The sequence below is a fragment of the Euzebyella saccharophila genome (genome assembly GCF_014855495.1).
GTDB classification, from domain to species: domain Bacteria; phylum Bacteroidota; class Bacteroidia; order Flavobacteriales; family Flavobacteriaceae; genus Euzebyella; species Euzebyella saccharophila.
Map to the genome: position 1 here is coordinate 1,085,748 of NZ_JACYFJ010000001.1, position 22,727 is coordinate 1,108,474.

Sequence of the window (22,727 nt, forward strand, 5' to 3'; positions counted from 1 at the left end):
AGTAATCTTAAAAAAGCAAAACCCTCACACTAATGTTCAGCGAGAGGGTTTTATAGAATGAAGGGATAACGTTTAGGCTACCATAATGGATTTACTCATTTTATGGTCCTGCACTTGTATACGGTATATATATTTGCCTGCTGCCAAATGACCTGGCATATTTTCCTTTATATTGATTTCGTTGGCACCCGCTGACATGATAGTGTTACGAATAGTACCTACGCTTTGCCCAACAATATTGAACAGTTGAATATCAACGTGTGCTGTAACGGGCATTTCTATGTAAATATGGGGCGCGTCATCGGTTGGGTAATACGGTTTGTGTACAATGGCATTTATTTCTGCGCTACTTGGTACTACGGGACTTTCCGCTTGTCCGTCTGGAGTGGTAGGAATGGTAGGCTCTCCATCGCTGTATGCAATTTCGGGAAAATCGGTTCCACTACAATTAAAACCTAAATTGACCGGAGCGTATGGGTGGTCCAATAAATGTTGTTCTACCAGCGGAATAGGTACACAAAGCCATTCTGCCAGTACGGTGGCATATAGGTCTCTAAAATCCATGGTGTATTCTAGGTTTCCACGCCCATCTGGATTATCCAAGGTGGGGTGTTCCCCAACAAAGGCGCTGCCTTCAAGACCTTTACCAAAGAAAAGGGTTGGGGCCGCTTTTCCGTGGTCGGTACCATTGGATCCGTTTTCAAAAATACGTCTACCAAACTCCGAGAAGGTCATACTTAATACTTTATCATCCTGTTGGGTGTACCCAAGGTCTTCGTAAAAGTTATTTATGGCGATGGATAAATTACTCATAAGTCGCTCATGAGCCAATGGTTGATTGCCGTGAGTGTCAAAACCTCCCATAGAGATCATATACACCTTGGTGCCCAGATTACCTTTGATCAATCGTGCCAAAAGTGCCAACTGACGGGCAAATCCGTTATCTTGATATTCTACTTGATTTTGTCCTCTGGACCAAGCATCATGTATAATGCCAGAATATTCATAAGTGGTATTGGCTACGCCTCTTAAAAACTTCAATTGGTCACCGTACATACAGTCATTGAACAAAGTATCATCTAGACCGTACCGTACACCGGATTCTGCAATTTCTTCCAATTGTTGAACATTGGAGGTTACAAAGGCATAATTGGTTTCTTCTCCTTGAAAAACCAAGCTTCCAAACTGACCTATTTGAATGGCCGCCGGCGCTGGAGGCGGAGAAATGAGATAGTCTGGATAGGTGTTTTCAAAATGTCTTCCCATCCAACCGGTATTCAATCCTTTAAACCCCGTTGTTGTTAAATCCGTATTGGCAAAAATATCGGACCCTGTAAAATGCGAAAGGCTTTGACCTTCATATCCTACGCCGTGAACTGCTTTGAATTGTCCGGTATCCCACATGGCTTCAATAGATTTCATATAGGAAGGCACTCCAAATTCATCCGTTAGTTTTAAAACCTTGCTTTCCGGAATATAGATATTGGGCCTGGCATTGGCATATTGGTCATACTGTTCTATGGGGATAACGGTGCTCAATCCATCATTGCCACCTGCCAAGCGAATAAGGATTAAAATATTATCCGTTTCGGCGGCTGAAATGGCCGAGGTTAAAGGTGATGGTGCCGATGCCGTTAAAAAATTGGAACCCAGCATCATAGAGCCTGATCCGGCAATTCCTAAGGCTTGCAAAAATGAACGTCTACTCCAGGTTTTATGTTCTTGGTCGTGGCCCTCATGTTGAAGACCTTTGTATGGGGAATTATGATGGTTGTCGCACATAGCTGTAGGTTATTTAAGTTGAAATTCTGGTTGTCTCCCTAGGTATTGCAGTAGTAGGTAAACTTGGGATGGTCCTTCCATTGAGGTTTGTAGGGTCCACGTGGGGGTAGAACCACCTTCATAGTATTGTTCTTGAACATCGCTTCTAAAAACGGTGTAGGCTTTATCGTATTCAGATTCATTAAGAAGACCTTTAGGCAAAATAAAATCGATAATGGCCCGTGCAATGATATCTGGGTTGTTACTGGTCATGCCATCCATGCCGGTCAATGAGAGACCAAGATTCCTAAATTGTTCTGGGTCTTCATCAAAAAACTCTTCGAGCATGCTTTCAATGGTCAACCATCTGCCGATCATAAAATTGGTATTGATCCAGGTACGGTCTCTTTGCCATCCGTTCACATCAAAAGGATTGAACATGACTTGACTTAGTAAGCCACTGTAGTTTATAACGGTTTCAACAGTGGTGTCCGTTCTATTGAAACTTGATTCCTTTAATAAATTAAAATAAAGATCGTACGGACTTTTAATAATGACACCAATTGCTTCATCATCATAAAAATGTTGACTTTTAAATAATTGGGAAAGTACCGGGGCAATTTCAAAATTGTTCGATAAAAAAGTAGCGGCCATACCATCAATTATAGTTTGGGCATTGCCAGCGGCATCTTTTGAATCTGGGTGCACAAAAAACTCGTATAGCTTTCGGCATATAAAATCGGCAATTTCATTGGGCCGTTGCTCAAATAAAATGTCTATGACATCATCATATCCCCAATTTCCGGTTTGCCCGAAAATGGTCTTGGGGCCTTCATCATGCCTATCTGCCCTAAAAGTTACCTGTTCGCAACCTAACTCACCTCTTTCAACATAGCCCGTTAAGGCTTTTGCCGTTTCAATTATATCTTCTTCGGTGTAACCTATTCCCTCGCCTAGGGTGAACAATTCGTAAAGTTCACGGGCGTAGTTTTCGTTGGGATTGTTTCCGTTGTTATAAACACCATCTAGGTAATATAGCATGGCACTAGTGAGACCAATTTCACTAACGAATGTTTTGAAGTTGCCTAGGGAATTTCTTTGTAAGCAATCTATATAATGGTATAAAAAGCTATTACAGTTGTATACTTCCAGTTGGGTTACAAAATGGTTGCTCCAAAAGAAACTAAGTCTGTCCCTTAAATTATTGTCCAACATTTGATTGGCATAGGCGAGGCTAAATTCTCCTTTTTGCTGCCTTACCATAGCATCTCTTTGCTGATCGTCTTCAGGGTAATTACTGTTGTTCCAGTTGGCCCAGGTGGGAGCCGCAATAGGTGCTTGGTTAATGGCTTGGTTGATCAAATTGTCAACCAACGTGCCGGCATTTTGTCCTTCTGCCTGATCGATAGTGGCGGCAGAGGCGCTAAACCCCAGACGTCTGTAAAGATGTGCAGCTTTGGACCGGTCCAAAGGTGTGTTATACGGTGCTAGGGATCCCGTATTACAGTTGATAAAGTATTCCATAATTTTTGTAGGCTTTAAGAACCGTTTATGTGTTTGGGGTCAATTCTTAACGAACAAGCGTTTTGGATAGTATGGGGATTACAGTATTTTCGATGTATGACTTATAGATTTACGGGTAGGTTTGCAAGTTTAGGTGTTAAGAGACCCAAGTTTTCGATGAACTACCTCTTTTTTTAACCACTGAACAATTAGAAATGGGAAAGCATAATGAATTTGGGAAGGAAGGAGAAAAATTAGCAGTAGACCATTTAATCGCTAAAGGATATGAGATAAGGGAGAAAAATTACAGATATCTAAAGGCTGAAATAGACATTATCGCCCAAAAGGATGATGTTTTAAGTATTGTGGAGGTAAGGGCACGGAGTAATGACCAAATAATACCCATTGCTGAAACCATAACTCCCAAGAAAATCAAATTGTTGGTGGCCGCCGCAGACCAGTATGTTACAGAAAATGAACTGGATGTGGAGGTGAGGTTTGATGTAATTACCATTCTAAAAAACAAAAAAATGTTTAAAATAGAGTATTTAGAAAGTGCTTTCTATCATTTTTGAAAGAAAAATACACTGTTCTTAAATTTTTCAATTTTTAGTATTTACACAATTTGTTTTATTTATAACAATGTGTTATTTTTGCGGTGCAACCAACAATAAGTCCATGAAAACTATTTCATCCGTAGTAGAACAATACATTAAAAAGAAGCCTTTTCTTCAAAGTGCATTGGCACAAGGAATCATCAATTTAACCTCTTTGTCTAGAATTGTAAAGCCGGAAATTGAAGAGGAGTTAGGAAAAGATATTAGAAATGGTGCTATAGTTATGGCACTTAAAAGACTGTCTGATGATTTGGAGTTCAGGGCAACTCATAAAATTATTAAGGTCTTGAAGAATATTGGCGAAATTACGGTTCGTTCTTCATTGACCGATTTTACCTTTTTTATATCCGAATCCATTCTTGAAGTGCAAGCCCAACTTTTGGAGGAGGTCAATAAGAATAAAGATGTATTTTACACTTCTTCCCGCGGTGTAAATGAATTGAACATTGTGGTGAGCAATAGTTTGGATCAAACGGTAGAAGAGCTTTTTAAAGAGGAGAAATGTTCTCAAAAGGCCGAAAACCTATCTTCTATCACGGTCAAATTACCTGCCGAAAACGTTAGCGTTCCTGGAATCTATTATTTCATCTTCCAACGTTTGGCGTGGGAAGGCATCGTACTTTATGAAGTGATTTCCACAACCAATGAATTTACCATTTTGGTAGATGATGAACAGGTTGATGTTGCCTTTAAGACCATCAAAGATCTTAAAACCTTGTAAGGGCTTAGTTACTTACTTTAATAATTTCATAAGTTCCTTTAGGTCTTCTGGCTTGGAAACGATTCGCTTTTCGGAATCCAACACAAAATAGGTAGGTGTTTTTTCTATGGCATAGGTTTCCGCGTATTCGCTATCCCATTTACCTAAGGCAATGGCATGTTCAAAGTCCGGCAATTTATCAGATTCGGTTTTCCAAGTAGTTGTGCCGTCTTCGAGGCCAACTGCAATTACCTCCACCATGTTATAGTCTTTAAGCGTTTGGTGTAGTTGGGGTAATTCCTGTAGGCAATGTCCGCAGGTACTGCTCCAAAACACCAAAATATAAGTATCCGCACCGTCAAGACTGCTCAATTTCTTTTGAGCGTTGCCGGAGTTCCATTCAATATCTGGAGCTATAGCCCCTATTCCTAACCGTTGTTCTAGAACCAATTGCCGCGCTTTTTCCGGATCTAAACTTTCAAGAGGTAGTTTTTCAAGGTAATTATGGTATAAGAATTGAGCGGTTGAGGTCATTCCTCCTTCATTACTCATTTTCCAGATTTTATAATACACCTCAAACTGAAAAGATTCGGGTACGTTTTTTATTTTTTGATGTACGGTCTTAATGTTTTCTTCAATGGCAGTTTGTCGTTCAACACTATTCATTTGCTTCAATGGAAGGGCCGTAAAAACATAATTACTGAGCTTGGAAACGAGGAAATCCGAAGACTGTAGAATCTTACTGTCAAGTGTAAGATGGTCAAAATAGTGTTCTTTTTTATTAGCAACATACTGCTGTACTGTTTCGTTTTCACTGGGAATATAAGGCCGGTTCGCTACTATAAAATGGTGAACGAGCAGACCTTTGGATTGTTCTTCATAGGTGTTTTGTACTTCTTTTAAATCTTTGGTGTATTGTGCGAATTCGCTAGCATCCGTTTTTCTTTTGATATAAAAGTTCAGCAATTTTCCGACCAATTCGCTCATGGTCTGGAAATAGGAGTTCATAAGAATGTTCTCTTGCGAATTGGAAAAGGAAACACCTGTACGGGTGTTAAAAGTGAAATTCACATTTTCCTTACCATTGTAGATTACATCTATATAAAATTCATCTTGGGGAACAGCGTATACGAAACGATACATCCCCGGTTGGGAATTTTCAGGGAGGGAAAGGCTGAAAGTTCCATTGGTAATGGAAGCATTGGTGATATAATTTTTGCTTCCGCTTTCCAATTGATAGATTAGTAAAAATTTATAATCTTCAGCAGGCGTAAAGGTACCCGAAATAGTCTGTTGGGCCACAAGCCCAAGGCTATGGAGCATGATAAGTAAGAGAACGTATTTTTTCATGTCGATATCGCTCTTGTAACGAGGTAAACTACCGTGGTTTAATCCTTGAAATTGGAAATTTGAAGGCTGAACGGGTCAGGAGCCCCTGAATCTTGCGTTCCGCCCACTTCTATGGATGAAGAACCATAAACTTTGATGGTAGATTTAATAAAGTCTTCTTTGTTGGCCTTATAAATATTGTCCACATATTTTTGAGGGTTTCTGTCGATGAAGGGAAACCACGTACTGTGAATCTGAATCATTATTCTGTGCCCTTTTTTAAAGGTGTGCAGCACATCCTGAAGTCTAAAATTTACATCGGAAACCTCTCCGGGTACAAAAGGTTCGGGGTTTTCAAAACTATTTCTGAATCTTCCCCTAAAAACTTCGCCCCGTACCAATTGCTGGTAGCCACCCATGACTATATTTTCTGGGTTGTGCTCATAATTTTCATGATCTGCAGGGTACACGTCTATCAGTTTTACTACAAAATCTGCATCGGTACCTGTCATGGCCACTTTTAACTTGGCCAAGATTTCACCTGCTACCGTTTTTGGGCTCATCAATGGTTCCGTTTCAAAAGTGAGAACATCGGTCCTTCTAGAAGCATGTCTTTGGTCATCAGACATATACTTTCTGGGAGTAAAGGTAAGGCCTTCTGTTTCCGAACGATAAGGTACTGGTTTGTTTGGGTCGCTGGTATATTCAAATACAGCATCGGCACTTGCTTTTTCATTTAGGGTCAATTCCCCATTTTCTTTAAAGTGAAGGCTTAAAGGCTCTATGTCTTTAGGCGGCCATTCATCAAATTTTTGCCATTCTTTAGAACCTGTATCAAACATATAGGCTTCCGGAAGTTGATAAATATTCTTGCTCTTTAGGTGATGGGCAAAAAAGTTTCGTTCTATATCCTTCAGGAAGAAAGTAGAAATACTGTCTCCAAAATAAATATGGTTATGAACGGTCTTGCCTTTTTCGCGCGCCCACCCGCCATGGTCCCAAGGTCCCATGACAATGGTGTTTTTAGCTTTTGGGCTTGTGGCTTCCACCGTTTTGTAAATGTTCAGAGGGCCATATAAATCTTCGGCATCGAACCAACCGCCTACGGTCATGACGGCGTGGTCAATATCTTTTAGATGGGGTAGGATGTTTCTTTTTTGCCAGAATTCGTCATAGTTGGGGTGGTCTATTATCTGCTGCCAGAAAAAATTATCACTATGGTATTTTTCGGTAATATTCTTTAGAGGACCTAAATCCAAGAAAAAGTTGTACGCATCTGAAGCTGGATTACCGTACAAACGCATTAATTTATCTTGATACCAAGGTTTTCTGGTCAAGCTATCCTTCTGGTATCCAAATACCGCAAAGGCAGCGGTGTAACTCTCCAAATAAGCACCTTGATGGTGAAAATCATCAAAGAAAAAATCGGCAATAGGAGCTTGTGGTGAAGAGGCTTTTAGGGCGGGGTGGGCATCTATCATACCTGCGGCAGTGTAATGCCCAGGATAGGAGATACCGTACATTCCCACTTTGCCATTATTGCCTTTAACATTCTTTAGAAGCCAATCTATGGTGTCATAGGTGTCGCTGCTTTCATCAATATCTTTTTTGTTCCGGCGTTTGTTTCCAGGTATATTAGGCCGCATGTTATCGAATGTACCTTCGGACATATACCTACCCCTCACATCTTGGAAAACAAAAATGTAGCCATCTTCCACCAAATATTTGGAAGGGTAGCCACCATATTGGTAATTGGCATGGCTGGAAGCATTATAGCAGGTTCGGTTCATTAAAATTGGGTAATCTTGCGACTGGTCTTTTGGAGTGTAAACAATGGTAAACAGCTCTATACCATCTCGCATTGGAATTCTATATTCCTGAACATCATAATGGTCTTTAAAATAATCCGCATCAATTTCTTGTCCGCAAGAGATGGTGGTAATAAGTAAAAAAAGTAGAGAAGTTAGTTTACGATAAAAAGTCATACTGTGTTCCAATTGTTATTTAGTTGTTTCAAAGATACTTAATTGTTGGTTGAAATTGGCCCGTATACCGCATCTCTAAAGCTTTTGTGAAGTCCTATTCCGTCATAGGGAAACAATTGTACAAAGAGCACTGCTGTAAGTTCGTTTACAGGGTCTACCCAGAACAACGTACTGGCGGCACCGTCCCAGAAAAATTCACCCACTACGCCATTATTTTCTTCCGCATTGGCGGGTGGTGCCGTTCTCACGGCAAAGTCGATACCAAATCCCACTTGGCCCTTACTGGGCAGAAAATGTCTTTCCGTAATGCTATCCGCCAATTGATTGGTAGCCATTAACTTCACCGTCTCAGGTTGGAGAATTTGTACGGAATCTAAAGAGCCTTCATGAACCAACATTCGGGCAAATTTCATATAATCGTCCAAAGTAGATGTAAGTCCGGAACCTCCCCGGGTCAATGGCCATTTTTCAAGATAGTTGCTGTAAGTGATGGTATCCCTTTCCAGTTCACCTTCTCCTTTTCTTCGGTAGAGGGAAGCAAATCGGTCTCTATCCCCTTCGGGAATAAAATATCGGGTCTCGGTCATGCCCAATTTGTCAAGTACGTGTTCACGTACATATTGTTGGTAGGGTACCCCTGAGATACGTTCCACCAAAAACGCCTGCACATCCACGCAAGGGCCATATAGCCATTCTTCCCCAGGGTGAAATTGTAGCGGCAACTTTCCCATTTTTTCGGCCATTTGGGTAAGGGTATTGTTTCTATTAAGAGCATCTGTTTCATCGACCATTTTACCTAATGGGGTATTGCCTGATCTGGGGAAACCTGCAGTGTGTCTGGTGATGTCGCGAATCGTTATCGGGCGGTTGGCATCCTCTAAAATGGGCTTTCCGGATGCGTCTTCCCCAACATAAACCTTCATATTGGCAAATTCGGGAGCGTATTTTTCCAAGGGGTCATCCAAATCAAATTTTCCATCTTCATAAAGGGTCATCAAAGCGGTGCCAGTTATCGGTTTTGTCATGGAATAGATTTGAACGATGGTCGACCGTTCCATTGGTTGGTTCTCGGCAATGTTGGCATGCCCAAGAGCATTAAAGTACACTTCTTTGTCCTTTTCAAAAATTAGAGCGGACACCCCGGCAATATTTCCTGAATCAACAAAGCTCTTTAGGGTAGCGTCAATACGTTGGGTTACGGAATCCGTAACTATAAAATCTTCCTTTGGGGCTTTTTCCGTTTTGGTTTCTTTACAGGAAGGAAAAAATAAGCCGCAAATCAGTCCTATTAGTAAGACGTTAGTTTTCATGATTTTCAAATTTTGTTATAGATGAGCTTTTAAACAGGTACCTAGTACAATCAAAGACATTGGAAAGAAAGTTACGATGCCAATTCTAACACCTTTTGCCAGACTTCAATACTAACGGGCATTCCATTCTTCTGGTTTCTGGCCCTGGTTTCTAATGTTCTTTCACCTGGGTAATAAATGTTCTGCCCTTCTTTCATAGGCGTAGAGCTATGGGTGAAATCAATAATTTCCTGTAGTAGTCTTTCCTGTACGTCCGTATCCCTAAAATAGTCTTGTGAAATGCAGAGGAACACTTGGGATATAGCAATCTCTTTCTCCTTACCCGCTATTTTTGAGGTAGAATTTCCTGCCGATAATAAGGTGACCAACATATCCAATATCATGGATAGGGCGGACCCCTTCCAATAGCCAATAGGAAGACCGCGTTCCTTGACAAGAATTTTTTCGGGATAGGTGGACAGTTGGTCCTCATCATCCCAACCTCCGGGAAAAGGGAGTTGTTGCCCTTTTAATTTATAGTCGTTTATTTTTCCGAACGCAAATTGGGAAATAGCCATATCCAGAACCACATGTCCCTTTTTTCTTGGAATGGAAACGATAAATGGATTGTTTCCCAACCTGCTATCCTTCCCGCCCCATGGTGGCATATTAGGTTGGGTGTTGGTAAACATAATAGCAATGCATCCTTGTTCTGCCGCACGTCTGCCATAGGTGCCACCACGCATCCAGTGGTTGGTATTGCGCAATGCTACCATGCCCATGCCGTGTTCTTTGGCAAGGGCTATGGCACGATCGGTACATTTAGTGGCATTGATAATCCCGGGTCCTAAATTACCGTCCCATCGCTCCATACTGCCCATTCCTTCGGCCTTTTCGGCCTCGGCATTAATTTGAATAAATTCTTGCTCTATATAGGATATAAATAAGGGAACGCGATTAATACCGTGTGAATTTACGCCGTCTAGAGTGCTTTCAGTGTAAGTGCGTGCCAACAATTGGGCCTTTTCTTGGGTGAATCCGTATTTTAAAAATAGGTGAACGAGTGTGGATTGCATTTCCTCAAAGGAAATGTTCTTAAGGTTGGAAGCCATAGTAGTAGTTGTAGTTTTAAAATTGAACATCAAGTTTTGATACTTGCTGTTTATTAGCGGTAAGTTAACGCTTTTTTACGTTCATGCGCGTAATGAGGAAACTGCTAATAAGAATGAGAATGCCTCCGACAATCGTATGGATACTAAGGGTTTCATTTCTGATAAAATAACCTAAAGCAATTGCACTCAAAATTTCAATGTACATGAGGCCTGAAGCAGTAGAGGCCGGCAGATGTTTAAGAGCGAAGAAAAAGAGCATGAAGACAACAATCCCGATCCAAAAACCATAAAAAACTCCCAATCCAATTTGAGAAATATCTATTTCCGGTAAAAAGAACATAAACGGAATAAAGAAAACACTGCTTACCAAGTTCTGCCAAATAATGGTCTGTTTTTGGGTGTAATAATGTGATTCTGACTTAAACATTACTACGGTAATCGCATAACCCAAAGCGCAAAGGATGGCAGCAACCATGCCTATCATATCATTGCTTTCAAAGGAAAATGACTTGTTGGAATAGGTAATGACCATACCTGTAAAAGCCAATAGTAATAACAGTACCTGCTCTTTTTGCAGTGGTTTTTTGTGCTGTCTTGACTCCAATAGGAATACGAAAATGGGCCAAGTATAAACCAATACCACGGCATTGCCAATAGAGGTATATAAGAAAGCCAAAATATAAAGGTACAGGCGTACTACATTAATGGTAGATGCCAATAGCATTTTACGATAATTACCTGTAAATAGGGGTTTGGATTTACTAAATACAACTGGTAACAAAAACAGCACCGGTACCATGGTCCTAAAAAAGGCGATGGCACCTGCAGGGAAAACGTTCAATTGTTTGATAAGAACGCCATTACTACCGGCAATTACGGCACAGGCAATAATGGCATATAGGGCTTTGTTCAATTTACTGCTTCAGTTTGGCGTATAGCCATTGGTTTTTCATTTCTCGTTGTTCAGGAAAAGTCCAGTGTTGTGTTTCCAAAAAGACTTCCAGTTCTTTTTTAGCTTCTATTAGGTTGTAGGCGGCATACATAGAAACTGGTGGACAAACATTGTCATTGTAGCCCCAGCTGTACCATCCTTCGGCCTTTACAAAGCGGGCAAAGTTGGCTACATCGTAATATTTTGAGACTTCAATTTTTTCCGGTTGGTTGGTAGATTCATCCACAAAAATCTGTGGCCAGCCACCGGCACGTCCATGAAGGAATCCGGTCATATCAGACAATGCGGGAAAAAAAGCTGCCAAGTAATCGATTCGATCATCCAAACCCGCGGTAATGATGGAAAGCGCACCTCCTTGGCTTCCTCCAGTGACGCCCATATCTTCTCCGTTGAATTTATCCAAGGTTTCAATAAAATCAAGCGCACGTACGCAGCCCAAATATACGCGCCGGTAGTACATTTGGTCCTTGTTGTCCAAATTAAAGGTCTGGTATCCGTTAAGCGCACCTGCACGTAAATCGTCATAAACAACCTTATCTAGATTTACAGGAATGCCGTGAATGCCAATGGTAAAGGAAACAAAACCTTCAGCGGACTCGTTTACTTCTCCATAATAAGGTCTGATTCCAGCTCCTGGCACGTGTAAGATGGCGGGGTATTTCCCTTCTTTTTTCGGGGTAGTTAGTATGCCATAGATTTTACCCTGTATGTTATTGATGCTCACATGGTATACATCTACCTTATCGGTACATCGTTCAGGCATCAAAGTGAGCACGGGTTCTATAGGAATTTGAGCTAGTTCTTCTTTGCCTTTTTTCCAAAACTCCTCAAAATCCTTAGGTAGTGAGGTGGTCGGTTTTATTCTTTCGGGTTCAAAGCCCACCGTGGTGTATGAGCTATATTCCTTTCCGCCCACGGTTACTTTTGCCGAACAACGGAGAAAACCAGGGTGGTCTACTTTTTTAGCCTTGACCGTAGTATTGTTTTTTAGTTTGATGGTTCCTTTTTTTGAAAATGGAAGTTCCCTGTAACCATGGTCCGGTCCAATAGAGTAGTCTACCTTAATGCCGGTCATGGGGACTTTGTTTTTCAGGACCCTTATAGTAAATTCTGCCTGTTCGCCGGTGTTGTAGGTCCAATCGGCTTCACTGGGCGTGATGATGACCTCTACCAATTGTTTACTGGGCTGGGCAATAGAAAAATAGGAAAATAAGAGGATAGGGATGAGTAGTGCTTTCATCTTCATGGTATAGGTTGGTTTAGTTGAATTGAAATACTAAGATACAAATTGATAACTAGGAAAGTAATCAATTGCCGGTTCTCGGGAGCATATTCCTAATGGCGCTTATTTTCCAAGTGTCTTCTTCCAAAATAGCGACAAAAGTGCTCCACATCTTTCGGACATTTCCATCAGGGTTCCTTATTTCATATCGGGCATCGATTATGGCCGTGGAATTGTTCAAGAAGCGAACCTGTTCTACCTTTAACACCCTATCTCCCGGATTGGCGTTGGAGCTACGGAGCATGCCTTTTTGCGCCGTTTTTAGTCCGCGCCGCCACTCGCCCGTAGAAATCAATTGGTCTATATCTTCGGTCAAGATATTACCTAATACCACCGAATCTTTTGATTCCCTAGCTTGCGCATAAGCAGCTATGAGGTCGTACAGCGGTTTTTCTTGAGAGGTTTGGGCTTGTATAGGTAATGTTAGGAACAGAATAATTATAGAAGTATACAAACAATATGTGGCTTCACCCAGCTTCATGCATTACTCCGTCTCACTTCCAATACCGATGTTCTTAAAGGTATCGATAATCAACTCCATTTCATTTTCATGTAGAACTTCATCAGCCATGGCAATATCATCCAAAATTTTGGCCAACACCTTTTTTTTGTCGTAATCCATATTGTTGAGTGGTACCAAAGCTTCGTCCATGCTCATTTCTTGGGCTTCCTTGGCAAGGGAATTTGTCAAATCCATAGAAGCAATTAGTTTTTTAATGGCAGCTACTTCGGTAGGATGGATGGATCCATCGGCAAGGACCACTTCATAGGCGGTACTTAAAATGGCTTTTTTCTCAACATCGGAAAAATGGAGCGCTTTGGTAGGCATAAAAGTTAATTTATAAAGTTCATTGAACTATAAATATACTCCATTAAATCGGATTCTTTAGTATGTTTAAAACCATCTGAAATTGCAGTGGATTCCAGTATTTTTTTTAAACTATTTTTCTTTTCCTTTGTCATGGATTTGAGAATTTCAATGGCCTGTTCGCTATCAATGTTTCGGGCCTGCATAATGAAATTACTGTCAAAATCTAGTTGCTCCATGAGTTGGGTGAGTGCAGTTATTTCTCCATTATGAATACTTCCATCTGCGAGAATAACAGCGTTTACCGCATTTACAACGGCCATTTTTTCGGCCAACGTAAATGAAATGTGGGGACTTTGCATACGTTGCTACTAGTTAAAATTGCGAGGGCAAGATAAAAAATATATACAAGTCGCACATTTTGAGGAAGAAACCTAGTTTGCTGAAAGTTACATTAACAACAGTTATTGTTCTGCGGTAACAGTTTGGGCCATTTCCCTAAAAGGAGTCAAAGCCTTCATGGCCTTTTCAATACTAGTGATATTGTTAAAGGTAAGTAGCAAACGCAGCCCGTTTCTGGTCTGCTTTTCCTTCAAGGTGCAGTGTTGTGGGTGACTCTGTACGTATTGTAAAACCTTGGTAAAGGCGGCACTTTGATAAAAGTCCGATTGTTGGTCTGCTATAAAGTAACCGATCAACTTGGTCTTTTTCATGACCACTTTTTCGATACCTATTTGGCTGGTAATCCATTTAATTCTCACCGAATTTAATAGGTCTTCTGCCTCTTGTGGAAGCTCCCCAAATCGATCCACCAATTCTGTTTCAAACTTCTGCAGTTCTGTTTCATCTTTTACCTGATTCAGCTCTGTGTACAGGTTTAGACGTTCGGTAATGTTGTTGATGTAATCATCAGGGAAGAGCAGCTCAAAATCCGTGTCAATTTGAGATTCTTTTACAAACACCTTCTCTTTGTGTCCTTCTACTTCTTCGTACAGTTCTTTGAACTCGTTTTCCTTCAGTTCATCAATTGCTTCGGCTAAAATCTTCTGATAGGTTTCAAAACCTATTTCATTGATAAATCCGCTTTGCTCGCCACCCAATAAATCTCCGGCACCGCGAATTTCCAAATCTTTCATGGCGATATTGAAACCACTTCCAAGTTCGGTAAACTGTGCCAAGGCCTCAATACGCTTACGAGCATCGGCCGTCATTACCTCATAGGGTGGCGTAATAAAGAAACAGAAGGCCTTTTTATTGCTACGACCCACACGACCTCGCATCTGATGCAGGTCACTAAGACCAAAATTATTGGCATTGTTAATGAAAATGGTATTGGCGTTGGTAACGTCAAGTCCACTTTCGATAATGGTGGTTGAAACCAATACGTCGAATTCCCCGTTCATAAAACTGAGCATGAGGGCTTCTAGCTTTTTACCGTCCATTTGGCCATGACCTATGCCTACTTTCGCATCGGGAACCAAACGCTGAATCATTCCGCCCACCTCTTTCAAGTTTTCAATTCTGTTATGAATAAAAAACACCTGTCCGCCACGTTGTATTTCGTACGAAATGGCATCCCGTAAAACTTCCTCGTTCAAGCGAACCACCCTACTTTCAATAGGGTAGCGATTGGGAGGCGGAGTGCTAATGACCGATAAATCACGGGCGGCCATTAAACTAAACTGTAGCGTTCTAGGTATGGGTGTTGCCGTGAGGGTGAGAACATCTACGTTTTCTTTTATAGACTTTAGTTTGTCCTTTACCGCAACCCCAAATTTTTGCTCCTCATCCACTATTAGTAGACCCAAATCCTTAAACTGAACGTTCTTGTTCACTAACTGGTGGGTGCCAATGATAATGTCCACTTTTCCACTGGCCAAATTCTCCAAGGTTTCCCTACGCTCTTTGGTAGTTCTGAACCTATTGAGGTAATCGACCGTTACCGGCATCTCTTTTAACCTTTCCGAAAAGGTACGGTGGTGCTGAAATGCCAAAATGGTAGTAGGTACCAAAACGGCCACCTGTTTACCATTGTCCACCGCCTTAAAGGCCGCCCTTATGGCTACTTCGGTTTTACCAAAACCTACATCACCACAGATGAGCCTGTCCATGGGGCGTTCACTTTCCATATCACGCTTTACATCTTCGGTAGCTTTGCTCTGGTCTGGCGTATCTTCATAAATAAAGGAAGCTTCCAGTTCGTTCTGTAAATAGCTGTCAGGCGCATACTGAAAACCTTTTTCCAGCCTTCGCTTGGCGTATATTTTAATGAGGTCAAAAGCAATTTTCTTGACCCGGGTCTTGGTTTTTTGCTTTAATTTTTTCCAAGCGGCAGAACCCAGTTTGAAAATTTTGGGCGGAGCTCCATCCTTCCCGTTGAATTTGGATATTTTATGCAAAGAATGAATGCTCACATAGAGAATGTCACGCTCGCCATACATTAATTTAATGGCTTCTTGCTTCTTGCCCTCAACATCAATTTTCTGTAAGCCCCCAAATTTGCCTATACCATGATCAATATGGGTTACATAATCTCCTATTTCAAGCTTGTTCAGTTCCTTTAAGGTTATCGCCTGTTTTTTGGCATAGCCGTTTTTTAGATGGAACTTATGGTAGCGTTCAAATATCTGATGATCTGTGTAGCAAACAATTTTAAGGTCATCGTCAATAAATCCTTGGTAGAGCGGCATTACCCGGGTTTCGTAATGAACTTTGCGGCTTACATCTTCAAAAATGGCATGAAATCTTTTGGCCTGTTGCTCGCTGGCACAAAAAATATAATTGGTATACCCTTTTGCCTTGTGGGCGTTCAAATCATCAATTAGTAAATTGAATTTCTTATTGAAAGAAGGTTGCGGCTTGGTATTGAAATTAAGCTCTTCATTTATATTGCCATTTGAGGGTGGGGTGCCCATGGAAATTATCCCAAATTCTTGTAAGTGTGCTCCAAAAGTGGTGGAGTTCATAAAAAGTTCTTTAGGCTCCGCATGCTTTACTTCTTTGGATAGTTTTTCAAAGGCGTCACCAGCCTTTTGAAAGAAATCGTCCAAACGGTCTAAAAGAAAATCGGTATTCTTTATAAAAATGGAAGTGTCCGCTGAGATGTATTTTAGAAAACCCTCCCGTTTTTCCTCCAAAAATTTATCGGCAACATTGGGTATGATGGTTATTTTGTTCACTTTGTCCGTAGAAAGCTGACTTTCCACATCAAAGGTTCGAATACTATCCACATCATCGCCAAAAAATTCAATACGATACGGTTCGTCATTGGAGAATGAAAATACATCAACAATTCCCCCACGTACCGAAAACTCCCCAGGCTCGGTTACAAAATCTACCCGCTTGAATTTATATTCAAACAACACCTCGTTTAGAAAATCGAGCGATAGATTATCGTCGGTCTTAATTTTAAGCGTGTTTTTTTGCAGCTCCCTACGGGTGACCACTTTTTCAAAAAGTGCTTCAGGATAGGTAACGATTACGGCCGGTTTTTTACGGGAATTGATGCGGTTCAAAACCTCTGCCCGCAATAATACATTAGCATTATCGGTCTCCTCAATTTGATAGGGCCTGCGATAACTTCCCGGGTAAAAAAGAACATGTTCCTCACCCATTAACTGCTCCAAATCATTTAGATAGTAGGCCGCTTCTTCTTTATCATCAAAAATTAAAAGAAAGGTTCGGTCTGAAATCTTAAATGTTTCCGAAAGTACAAAGGAAAGGGAGGAACCGGTTAGGCCATGTATAGCCGTAGTTGCTTCATTTTTGGAAATAGCATTCCCTAGTTTCCGGATGTTCGGAGACTGGGCAAACAGTTGTTGGATAGCAATTTGGGTCAACCGTAAAATTTTGAGTTGCAAAGATAAACATCCTTCTAAAATCGATGCCATTCATTTTTAACGAAATCGGGCTAGAAACTGATACAAATAATGCGGAACTTAGACTTTTAAGGAAATTGGGTACGATGAAACTTCAAATAGATTGGATTTAAGAAGAAATTATGGAGGTAAAAAAGTTTGATGTTTTTGTAATAGGAAGCGGAATTGCAGGCCAGACCGTGGCTACTAATTGTGCCAAAGCTGGCTTAAAAGTGGCGGTTGCCGATAAACGCGAATTTGGAGGAACCTGTGCCAATAGGGGCTGTGACCCCAAAAAGGTATTGTTGGCCGCCACGGAAGTATTGGAATCTGCCGCCTTGATGGACGGAAAGGGAGTAAACGGAAAACTGGAAATCAACTGGAAAAAACTTCAAAAGTTTAAAAATAATTTTACCGAAGCCGAACCAAAATCCACAGAAGAGAAATTAAAGGACTTGGGTATTACATTATACCACCAATCTCCTCAATTTTTAGATAAAAACACCCTTGAGGTGGAAGGTAAAAAAGTGCAGGCCAAAAAAATAGTGATCGCTACCGGTTATGAACCAAGGGTACTTCCCATTAAGGGGCATAAGTTGTTAAGGAACAGCGATGATTTTCTTGATTTAAAGGAACTACCCAAAAAGCTGGTTTTTATTGGTGCTGGATATATAGGAATGGAGTTCGCCCATATGGCAGCCCGTGCGGGATCAAAGGTGACGATAATCGATTCTGGAAAAAGAGCTCTCAAACCTTTTGATGCCGATTTAGTAGCGGAATTAATCAATTATTCCAAAAAGATGGGAATTGAATTCGTTTTTGGTGCACAGGTAGAAAAAGTTGAAAAACTTAGAAAGAAGTACAAAATCTATTTTAACACCAAGGGTAAGAACCAAAGTCTCAAAGCTGGTTTGGTCTTTAATACTGCGGGACGAGTGCCCGCTGTTTCCAAACTGGATTTGGAAAAAGGGGAGGTAGAACATAATGAATATGGAATTGTGGTGAATAGCTTTTTGCAAAATACCACGAATGAAAATGTATACGCCTGTGGGGATGTATCCGATAATGAATTGCCATTAACGCCTCTTTCCGGTAGGGAAGGTTATGTGGTTTCCCAGAATATTATCCATGGAAACACTAAAAAACTAAATACACCTGTGGTGCCATCGGTAGTGTTTACCTTGCCCCACTTGGCGTCTGTGGGTTACAGTGAAAAGGAGGCTAAAAACCGCTACAAAAATGTTATTGTAAGAGAGGGAAATGCCAAAAAATGGTTCAATGCCAAGCGTAAGAACTATCCTGTATACAACTATAAAATAATACTAAACAAAAGAACTCAGGAAATTGTAGGCGCGCATATTTTAAGCCCTGATGCGGCAGAAACAATTAATATCTTCGCAATGGCCATTAATAAAAAAATGACCGCAGGCGATATTAAGGGAACCATATTTACTTACCCATCCTGGATCAATGATGTAAAGAGTATGGTCTAGTTATTTGAGACCCCAACGTTCTTTGCATTTTTCCACCGGACTGGTTGCACGGTTTTTGAAGGCGTGAATTCCCGAAGCAATAAAAAGGATTACCCCGCCACCAAGTGCGCTGTAGGCAATACTGGGTATATTTGTTTTGTGACGAATGTAGATAGCCACTAATGCCCAAACACCTACCATGGCAAATTCACGCATGTTTCTTTTTAGGATAATGAGGAGGTTGATAACTACCGCAGCAAAAATCATTAGGATTGTCCATATTTCTTCTGATATAAAACCGCCGTCCCAACCTAATTTGGTTAAGTAAGCCGAAATGTTGGCTATGGTAGCCACAGTTATCCAACCGGAATACAGACAAATAGGCCACCACACCAATGCGATAATTTCAATGGGGGCATCCCAACACTCCATGTTCGTTTTACGGATTATTTGAATCAAGGAAGCCAAAATTCCTAACATGATGAGTACGGAAAGTCCCATGAAGTCGTAACTAAAAGCGATTACCCAACTAGTATTTAGGATATTGGCCAGAGCGAACCACCAGCCTGTTTGCTTTACAAACTCTGAAGTTTTGGAGCTAAAAAACGAGCGTCTAATCTGAAAAACAGAATATGCAATTAAGCTCAGAAAAATAAGTCCCCAAATAGAAAAGGCATAACCCGCCGGCGTAAATAGATTCTCGTATTGAGTGCTAACCTCGCCAATGGTGGTATTATTTAATCGGTATACTTGGGAAATATAGTTGACCAAAATAACTAGAAGAACCGAAACCGAATTAATAATGGAAAGCTTCTTGACCACAACAATTTTTTGAGGCAAGCTATTGAAAATTATAATTAGGGATGTTCTTTGATGGATAAATTACTGTTCTAAATGCCTAAATCTGTATTACCTGCTGTTCGGCAATTACAAAAATTTCATCCAATTCTTTGGGTTTTAATACATGGTTGCCGGTAAATTCACCAAAAGCGGGAAGAATCATTTGGTTTTCGGTTTTAAAAAAGCAGGGAAGTTTTAATCGCTGTCTGCCAAAACCCTGTAGCCTCACTGCGGGATGTATATGGCCGCACAGATTAAAAAAACCTTCTCTTTCTTCTGGATGGTGGGTAAGGAGGAACTCTTCGGTTACACATTCCTCTAATTGTTCAATTTCCAAACTTTCAAACTTTTCGGGCCCAATAATGTCATGGTTTCCGGTGATTAGTGTGATTTTGGCCGGGGTGCGGGCCACCCAATTTTCAAAAAGCACCCATTCCCTATTTAATGACGAATGGAACAAATCACCCAAAAAACAGATTTCAAAAGGTTGGTAGGTTTCCACCAACTTATCCATTAAAAGATAGTTCTTGTGAATGGCATGCTTGGGTACGGCAGCGCCATACTTCCTAAAATGGGAGACCTTACCTAAATGTACATCGCTTAAAAGTAAACACGATTTTTCTTCCCAAAAAATGGCACCAGTAGGGTCTAAGGAAAAGGATTGCTTATGAACTTGAATTTTGTGGCTCATCTATGACTGCAAAAATACCGCTATTTCATCAAAATCTTGGTCATCCGTTTGATACGGTCTGCCAGTTTTTCTGATGATAGTTTTTCTCGCAGTCTGTCTGTGATGATAGGAAAAGAAAATGGAGTAGGCTTTTCGCAATTTTTCCAAATAATGTTTTGCTGCGCGATGCGTTCCAATGCCAAGCGTAAACGGCCTTCTTCCAATTGATGTTCAAAAGTCTCGGTAAAAGCCTGTTGAAACAATAAGTTATCTGGCTCGTAATCCCGAAAAACATCAAACAACAATTGCGAACTACTTTGTAGGTGCTTCATTTTCACCCCTTTTTCTGGATAACCGGTAAAAACCATTCCGCTGATTACCGCAATATCACGAAACTTACGCCGTGCCATTTCGTTGCTATTCAGGCTCTTTTGTAAATCGGCCAACATATAATCCGTGGTAAACAAATCATTGTCCAGTACGGCTTGTATATCAATAGGTTTATCGCTCAACATCTCAAAACCATAATCGTTAAAGGCCAAAGAAGCGGTAATTGGGCTTAATAGGCTTATACGATAGGATAGCAGACTACTCATGGCTTCATGAACAGCCCGACCCTCGAATGGATAAAAAATATGATGGTAACCGTCTCGGGTTTTAAATGTTTCTATAAGAAATTCGTCCGGTTTGGGGACTATGCTTTCTTGGCGTTGCTTATCAAATATAGGTTGTAACGCTTTTAGCTCTTCACTAATAAGTTTTCCCTTTCCTTTGGGGAGGGGGTTAGGGGGTGGGGCTTTATAGAGTTCTTGGCGTAGTAATTCGGACATTTGGGCACTAAAACTGAGTCTACCGCCCATCCAACTAGGCACTTTGTTGGTTTTTTTGTTGGAATTTCGCACGTGGGCCTGCATGCCTTTCATTCGGATGAACTCCAAGTTTCTACCCGCAAAAGTAAAAACATCGCCTTGCGTTAATTTCGAAATAAAATATTCTTCTATAGAACCAATATATCCTCCTTTTTGGTATCTAACACTTATGGTAGCATCGCCTACGATGGTCCCAATTTGAAACCGATGCCGCATAGCTAAGCCGCGATTGTTCACTTTAAACTTGCCGTCTGCTTCCACTTCCACTTTTTTGTATTCGTCATAGCTGCTCAGGCTTTGGCTGCCCATGACCAAGAAATTTAGGAGCCATTGCCATTGCTCTTCTGTAATCCCTTGGTAGCAAAAGGTCTGCTGAATTTCAGGGTGGATTTCATCTGGGTAAAAACCATCGGACACCGCTAGGGTGGTGAGGTATTGCAACAATACATCATAACTGTTGAGGTAGGGTAGGCGGTCCTCTACCGCATTTTCTTTAACGGCTACCTGCAGGGCAGAAGCTTCTATCAATTCCATGGCATGTGTAGGCAAAAAGTGGATAACACTCTCTTTTCCGGGTCGGTGCCCACTACGCCCGGCACGTTGTAAAAAACGAGCTACACCCTTGGGGCCACCAATTTGTATTACCGTTTCTACAGGGGCAAAATCTACACCCAAATCCAAGCTGGAAGTACAAATCACGGCCTTTAAACTTTCGTTACGGATGGCCTGTTCTACCCATAAGCGTGTTTCCTTGTTTACACTTCCGTGGTGCATGGCCATTTCCCCAGCGAATTCCGGATACTTTTCCAAGATTTTCTGAAACCAAATTTCGCACTGGCTGCGGGTATTGGTAAATAGTAACGTGGTTTTGCTGTTGTTGATGATGGGCACCACTTCGTCTAGCAAATGCAACCCTAAATGCCCACGCCACGGAAAGGTTTCCATGGTTTTGGGGATGATACTTTTTACGGTAATCTTCTTTTGTAAGTTGGCACGCACCATGACTGAATTTTCCAGTTCTGGACTTGTGGGACCTAATAATACCTGTCTGGCCTGTTCCAGATTGCCAATGGTTGCCGAAATACCCCAAATACGTAAATCTGAGGAGATGGTTTTGAGTCGGCTAAGGCCCAATTCCATTTGTATACCACGTTTGGTTCCTAAAAGTTCGTGCCACTCGTCTACCACAATGGCAGAGCAGTTTTTAAAAATCTTTTTATAATCCTTGGAAGACAGTAGTAATTGTAAACTTTCTGGTGTGGTAATGAGCAAGTCTGGCATAGCAGTTCGTTGCTTGGCACGTTCCTTGGTACTGGTGTCTCCCGTACGGATACCTACCGTCATTTGGGAGCCTAAATCTTCCGTAATGCGTTCTGCGGATTGCTTTATTTCTTGGGAAAGGGCACGTAGCGGTGTTATCCAAATGGCCTTTAAGCCTTTTTTATGTTTGTTTTTGTAATCAGGATTTTGTTTGATGTAGTTTAGAACGATGGGAAACCAAAGTGCATAGGTTTTTCCACTGCCGGTAGGTGCATTGAGCAGGCCGTGTTTGCCCGTCAGAAAAGCTTTCCAGGTCTCTTTTTGAAACGGGAAGGGTTTCCAGCCTTGCTGCTGAAACCAATCTTGGGCGATATGGAATAATTCTTTTTGGGTCATATATTGCGAGGAGCGAAGCGGATTT

The 22,727-nt window shown here is 41.2% G+C and carries 18 protein-coding genes; 3 read left to right on the forward strand and 15 right to left on the reverse strand.

Annotated features, from left to right (window positions below):
- Positions 1-72 precede the first annotated feature (72 nt).
- Together IL355_RS04575 and IL355_RS04580 are read right to left on the reverse strand one after the other, a co-directional pair.
- Positions 73-1,782: a DUF1501 domain-containing protein gene (locus IL355_RS04575; protein WP_192460988.1), complete on the reverse strand. Its 1,710-nt coding sequence runs from the start codon at positions 1,780-1,782 to the stop codon at positions 73-75.
- Between the two features lie 9 nt (positions 1,783-1,791).
- Complete coding sequence (locus IL355_RS04580) at positions 1,792-3,285, reverse strand: DUF1800 domain-containing protein (RefSeq protein WP_192460989.1); 1,494 nt, start codon at positions 3,283-3,285, stop codon at positions 1,792-1,794.
- 194 nt (positions 3,286-3,479) lie between these two features.
- Here IL355_RS04580 and IL355_RS04585 point away from each other — a divergent pair, with 194 nt between their 5' ends.
- Complete coding sequence (locus IL355_RS04585) at positions 3,480-3,839, forward strand: YraN family protein (protein WP_192460990.1); 360 nt, start codon at positions 3,480-3,482, stop codon at positions 3,837-3,839.
- 103 nt (positions 3,840-3,942) lie between these two features.
- Positions 3,943-4,602 carry an aspartate kinase gene (locus IL355_RS04590; RefSeq protein WP_187458262.1) on the forward strand — a complete coding sequence of 220 codons (660 nt, stop codon included), beginning with the start codon at positions 3,943-3,945 and terminating at the stop codon, positions 4,600-4,602.
- A 12-nt stretch (positions 4,603-4,614) separates the two neighbouring features.
- Here IL355_RS04590 and IL355_RS04595 read toward each other — a convergent pair whose 3' ends face one another.
- From IL355_RS04595 to mfd, 10 genes are all read right to left on the reverse strand, one after another.
- Complete coding sequence (locus IL355_RS04595; protein ID WP_192460991.1) at positions 4,615-5,931, reverse strand: TlpA disulfide reductase family protein; 1,317 nt, start codon at positions 5,929-5,931, stop codon at positions 4,615-4,617.
- Between the two features lie 38 nt (positions 5,932-5,969).
- Entirely contained in the window at positions 5,970-7,895 is a 1,926-nt protein-coding gene (locus tag IL355_RS04600) for a CocE/NonD family hydrolase (RefSeq protein WP_192460992.1), read from the reverse strand.
- A 38-nt stretch (positions 7,896-7,933) separates the two neighbouring features.
- Entirely contained in the window at positions 7,934-9,205 is a 1,272-nt protein-coding gene (locus tag IL355_RS04605; RefSeq protein ID WP_192460993.1) for a serine hydrolase domain-containing protein, read from the reverse strand.
- 71 nt (positions 9,206-9,276) lie between these two features.
- Positions 9,277-10,326: a 3-dehydro-L-gulonate 2-dehydrogenase gene (yiaK, locus tag IL355_RS04610; RefSeq protein WP_225621108.1), complete on the reverse strand. Its 1,050-nt coding sequence runs from the start codon at positions 10,324-10,326 to the stop codon at positions 9,277-9,279.
- A 34-nt stretch (positions 10,327-10,360) separates the two neighbouring features.
- Complete coding sequence (locus tag IL355_RS04615; RefSeq protein ID WP_192460994.1) at positions 10,361-11,209, reverse strand: DMT family transporter; 849 nt, start codon at positions 11,207-11,209, stop codon at positions 10,361-10,363.
- Between the two features lies 1 nt (position 11,210).
- On the reverse strand, positions 11,211-12,494 hold the full coding sequence (locus IL355_RS04620) for an acetylxylan esterase (RefSeq protein WP_225621109.1): 1,284 nt from the start codon (positions 12,492-12,494) through the stop codon (positions 11,211-11,213).
- A 61-nt stretch (positions 12,495-12,555) separates the two neighbouring features.
- On the reverse strand, positions 12,556-12,984 hold the full coding sequence (locus IL355_RS04625; protein ID WP_225621110.1) for a YybH family protein: 429 nt from the start codon (positions 12,982-12,984) through the stop codon (positions 12,556-12,558).
- A 30-nt stretch (positions 12,985-13,014) separates the two neighbouring features.
- Complete coding sequence (locus IL355_RS04630; protein WP_192460995.1) at positions 13,015-13,359, reverse strand: TerB family tellurite resistance protein; 345 nt, start codon at positions 13,357-13,359, stop codon at positions 13,015-13,017.
- Positions 13,360-13,364: 5 nt separating this feature from the next.
- Positions 13,365-13,700, reverse strand: coding sequence for a TerB family tellurite resistance protein (locus IL355_RS04635; RefSeq protein ID WP_192460996.1), 336 nt, complete (start codon positions 13,698-13,700; stop codon positions 13,365-13,367).
- A 102-nt stretch (positions 13,701-13,802) separates the two neighbouring features.
- Positions 13,803-17,177, reverse strand: coding sequence for a transcription-repair coupling factor (gene mfd / locus IL355_RS04640; RefSeq protein WP_192460997.1), 3,375 nt, complete (start codon positions 17,175-17,177; stop codon positions 13,803-13,805).
- Between the two features lie 161 nt (positions 17,178-17,338).
- On the opposite strand from mfd, the gene IL355_RS04645 reads away from it, so the two are divergent.
- The gene (locus IL355_RS04645) at positions 17,339-18,688 is read left to right on the forward strand and encodes a dihydrolipoyl dehydrogenase family protein (protein ID WP_192460998.1); all 1,350 of its coding nucleotides are present in this window, start codon (positions 17,339-17,341) and stop codon (positions 18,686-18,688) included.
- Here IL355_RS04645 and IL355_RS04650 read toward each other — a convergent pair whose 3' ends face one another.
- The 3 genes from IL355_RS04650 to IL355_RS04660 all read right to left on the reverse strand — a co-directional run bounded on the left by IL355_RS04650 (position 18,689) and on the right by IL355_RS04660 (position 22,702).
- Complete coding sequence (locus IL355_RS04650) at positions 18,689-19,489, reverse strand: tryptophan-rich sensory protein (protein WP_192460999.1); 801 nt, start codon at positions 19,487-19,489, stop codon at positions 18,689-18,691.
- 76 nt (positions 19,490-19,565) lie between these two features.
- Positions 19,566-20,198 carry a ligase-associated DNA damage response endonuclease PdeM gene (gene pdeM / locus IL355_RS04655; RefSeq protein WP_192461000.1) on the reverse strand — a complete coding sequence of 211 codons (633 nt, stop codon included), beginning with the start codon at positions 20,196-20,198 and terminating at the stop codon, positions 19,566-19,568.
- 20 nt (positions 20,199-20,218) lie between these two features.
- Positions 20,219-22,702, reverse strand: a complete 2,484-nt coding sequence (locus IL355_RS04660) for a ligase-associated DNA damage response DEXH box helicase (RefSeq protein ID WP_192461001.1) — start codon at positions 22,700-22,702, stop codon at positions 20,219-20,221.
- Positions 22,703-22,727 lie beyond the last annotated feature (25 nt).